The sequence below is a fragment of the Synechococcus sp. R55.7 genome (assembly GCF_047461955.1).
In the GTDB taxonomy this organism is placed as follows: Bacteria; Cyanobacteriota; Cyanobacteriia; order Thermostichales; family Thermostichaceae; genus Thermostichus.
The window spans coordinates 1-4046 of record NZ_JANSIC010000232.1 but is presented as its reverse complement, the minus strand read 5'-3'; the positions used below and the strand labels follow the sequence as shown (position 1 = coordinate 4046).

The following is a 4046-nucleotide window of genomic DNA, read 5'->3' as shown; positions in this document are numbered from 1 at the left end:
TATCACGGCCACTGCCCGGAGGAAGCGGTTTTGGGTGGGCGTTTTGTGGTGGACGTGGAGATGCGGCTTTCCCTAGCCGAGATCCAAGATGACCTCTCGCGCACGGTGGACTACGCCCAGGTGTACGAGAGGGTGCGGCAGGAGGTGACCGGCCAGCGCCGCCGCTTGGTCGAGACCTTGGCAGACCAGATTGCAGAGCGGCTGTGGCAGAGCTATCCCCAGCTGGAGGCCCTGACCGTGCGGGTTCACAAGCCCCAAGCTCCCCTGCCGGGGCTGTTCGATGATGTTTACGTAGAGATCGACCGTCGCCGATCTGTATGAATCCCGACCTGGCCTACATTGCCCTGGGAAGCAACTTGGGGGATCCGCTGCAGCAGTTGCGCCTGGCTGTGCAGAAGCTGCCCCAGCTGGGAGAGGTGGTGGCCTGTTCCAGTCTCTACCGCAGCCCAGCCCAAGGGGGGCCACCCGGACAGCCTGACTACCTTAACGCAGTGGTGGCGTTGGATCCCTTTCCCCCCTACCGGTCTCCCCTGGAGTTGCTCGGGGCGCTGCTGGCCATCGAGCAGGAGGCAGGACGGGTGCGGCGCATCCGCTGGGAGGCCAGAACCCTGGATTTGGATCTGCTGGCCATGGGCAGCCGCATCCTGAACAGCCCTGAGCTGACGTTGCCCCACCCCCGCATGATGGAACGTGCTTTTGTCTTAGCTCCCTTGGGGGAGATCGCTCCCGACTGGCGTCACCCTGAGACCGGTGTGGGGGTCAAAGAGGCACTCATCAGTTTGGATCAGTCCTGGCTGGAGCGCACAACCCTCGGCTGGGAGTAAGAAAGAGTTTGGTAAGCTGGTTAGGGATTTCGGCAAAAGGGATCCCATGGACAGCCTCCAACTCTGGCAGCGCTACTGCGATTGGCTTTACTACCATCCCGGCCTGGAGATTTTCGTCGATATCAGCCGCATCCGTTTCACTCCCCCTCAGGTGGAAGCGCTACGGCCTCGCTTTGCCCAGGCTTTTGCCGATATGCAGGCTTTGGAGGCAGGAGCCATTGCCAACCCCGACGAAGGCCGCCAGGTGGGCCACTATTGGCTGCGGGCGCCCGAGCTGGCTCCCACCCCTGAAATCCGGCAGGCCATTCAGGATTCCATTGAGCGAGTGGAAACCTTTGCCGAAAAGATCCATCGCGGAACCATCCCGGCCAGCGGGGGGGGACGGTTCACCGAGCTGCTCTGCATCGGCATTGGCGGCTCAGCTCTGGGGCCGCAATTTGTGGCGGAGGCCCTGGCTCCGCTGCACCCCCCCCTGAACATCCACTTCATCGACAACACGGATCCCGACGGGTTTGACCGGGTGCTGGGGCGGCTGGCAGACCAACTGGGGCAAACCCTGGTGATCACCACCTCCAAATCCGGCGGCACCCCAGAGCCCCGCAATGGCTTGGTGGAGGTGAAGCTGGCCTACCAAAAAGCCGGGATCCCTTTTTCTGCCCATGCGGTGGCCATCACCGGCCCCGGCAGCCAATTGGAGCAGCAGGCGCGGCAGGAGGGGTGGTTGGAGGTCTTCCCCATCTTCGACTGGGTGGGGGGGCGCACCTCCGAAACGTCCCCGGTGGGCCTGTTGCCGGCAGCGTTGCAGGGCATTGATATCCGGGCTTTGCTGGCCGGGGCAGCCACCATGGATGAGGCCACCCGCCTGCCCCACCTGGAGCGCAATCCCGCCGCTCTGCTGGCCATGGCCTGGTACATCGTCGGTCAAGGGCAAGGGCGCAAGGACATGGTGGTTTTGCCCTACAAGGATCGCCTGCTGCTGTTTAGCCGTTACTTACAACAGTTGGTGATGGAATCCCTGGGCAAATCCCACGATCTAAACGGCAACCGTGTGGAGCAGGGCATCGCCGTTTACGGCAACAAGGGCACCACCGACCAACATGCCTACGTCCAGCAGTTGCGGGATGGCTTGAACAACTTCTTTGTCACCTTCATCGAGGTGCTTCAGGATCGGGAGCCTGGGATCCCTTCCCCCTTCGTGGAGCCGCAGGTGACCAGTGGCGACTACCTGAACGGCCTGCTGCAGGGCACCCGCCAGGCCCTCTACGAAAACGGTCGCGACTCCATTACCGTAACGCTGCCACGGGTGGATGCCCGCTCGGTGGGGGCCTTGATTGCCCTCTACGAACGAGCCGTGGGCCTCTATGCCTCCCTAATCCAGATCAACGCCTACCATCAACCGGGGGTGGAAGCAGGCAAAAAAGCCGCCAGCGCTGTCTTGGAGCTGCAACGGCGATTGCTAGAGACGGTGCAGGAGCACCAGGGATCCCTGACTTTGCCCCAACTGGCAGAGAAACTGGGCTGCCCGGAGCGCATAGAAACCCTGTACTGGATTGTGCGGCACCTACACGCCAATGGCCGCGGAGTCCTGTTGACAGGGGATCCCGCCCGCCCCTTGGAGCTGAACATCCAGCCTCGGCCTGCTTGAGCCTCGAGTTTCCTGGAGCAAGTGCGGAGAGCAGGCTTGAGTTGGTCAATCTGTACCTCGCCTTAAGCCCTTCCCGGCCAGCCGGCCCGCCTGCCTAGAATCGAGCAAGAGTCCACTCCAGGAGGAGACTATGGATCAATCTGCTGCCGTCCTACCCTTACAGACTCCGAAAGATGTCTCCATCGAAGATATTGAGCGGGAGCTGAACAAGATCTGGTCTTCCAAAGGAGAGAGCGTTGCCGCCCGCGCTGCCACCTTTACCCTGGTGGTGTACGAATCTCTGGACGATGCGCTGTTGCTACCTTCTCCCACCGTCGAGGCCATCGCCACCCAAAACCCCTGTCGCGTCATTGACCTGCGAGCCAAACGGGAGGGATCTGCAGACGACGCCATCGAGGCCCAGGTGGCCGCCTACTGTCCGGTGACCCGTGAGCAGCGCAGCTCGTTGGTCTGTTGCGAATACATCACCCTGAAAGCGCCCGAATCGGCCTTTGTGCGGGCCTGCAGCACGGTCGCCTCGCTGCTGATCCCCAACTTGCCCACCTTTTTGTGGTGGCAAGGGGATCTGGATTTGAACAGCTTGCTGTTTCAAAAATTGGTGGCTCTGAGCAACCGGGTCATCGTCGATTCACGGGGCTTTGTCAATCCAGAAGAAGATCTGCAGGAAATCCACCTCTTGGTGGGTGAGGGGCGCCACTGTGGGGATCTCAACTGGCGGCGGCTGCTGCCTTGGCAGGAACTCACCGCCCAAGCCTTTGACCCTCCCGACCGGCGGGAGTCCCTATACCTCGTAGATCGCGTGAACCTCGACTACAAAGCCGGCAATCCCTGCCAGGCGTTCCTTTTCCTGGGCTGGCTGGCCGGTCGCCTGGGATGGACTCCCACAGAGCGGGTTCAGGCTCAAGAACACGATTACAAGATTGACCGCATCCGCTTTCAAACCCAAATGGGCGGCGAGGTGATGGCAGAACTGGCGGCTGTGCCCTTGGCCTCGGAAATCAGCCAGCCGGGGGATCTCATCGGGCTGCGCCTCACCTCCAGCAACCAAGAAGCCGACGCCTGTACTGTGCTGTGCTCCGAAATCACAGGGTGTATGCGCATGGAAGCCATGGGGGGCGCTCAGAGATGTGTGGTTCGCCAGGTGGCTCCCCTGGAGCAGGATTCCCTCGACACCCTGCTGGCTGCCGAGTTGCAGCGGCTTGGCCCCGACTACCTCTACGAAGAAACCCTAGGGGTGGTGGATCAGATGCTGAAGCTGGGCAAAAGCTGAGATCTGCTTCTGGTTTAAGTGACATACTCCCGCACTCATGCTGATGCAAAGCGCTCCGCGCCGCTAAAGCGAGAGAGTGCGGGCTTCAAGGACTCCGTCCCGCTGACGCGAACAGTGACTCCGGTTAGCGCTCCGCGCTGCTAGCGCGAAAAGGACGGGATGCCCCACCACCCTGTACTTGATGTTTATAGCGGCAGTGTATAGAACCCCGCTACTTTTTATGTTTATGGCACCAGTCAAGGACAAAACATCAGGTTGTGTTGATCTTTCATTTGAGCCAAAAGAGAGCACTGACGAGATAGAGAAA

Annotated in this window: 4 protein-coding genes; all 4 read left to right on the top strand. The window is 61.0% G+C overall.

Annotated features, from left to right (window positions below; translation table 11 throughout):
- Positions 1-321 (top strand): dihydroneopterin aldolase (gene folB, locus NW820_RS10825; protein WP_414407492.1); only part of this gene is annotated, 321 nt, incomplete at its 5' end.
- Positions 318-824, top strand: coding sequence for a 2-amino-4-hydroxy-6-hydroxymethyldihydropteridine diphosphokinase (gene folK, locus NW820_RS10820; RefSeq protein WP_414407491.1), 507 nt, complete (start codon positions 318-320; stop codon positions 822-824). The genes folB and folK, both read left to right, overlap by 4 nt.
- 46 nt (positions 825-870) lie before the next feature.
- A complete protein-coding gene (locus NW820_RS10815; protein ID WP_414342549.1) occupies positions 871-2469 on the top strand; it encodes a glucose-6-phosphate isomerase in 1599 nt (532 codons plus the stop codon).
- A gap of 130 nt (positions 2470-2599) precedes the next feature.
- Complete coding sequence (locus NW820_RS10810) at positions 2600-3739, top strand: glucose-6-phosphate dehydrogenase assembly protein OpcA (RefSeq protein WP_414342551.1); 1140 nt, start codon at positions 2600-2602, stop codon at positions 3737-3739.
- The last annotated feature ends 307 nt before the right edge of the window (positions 3740-4046 follow it).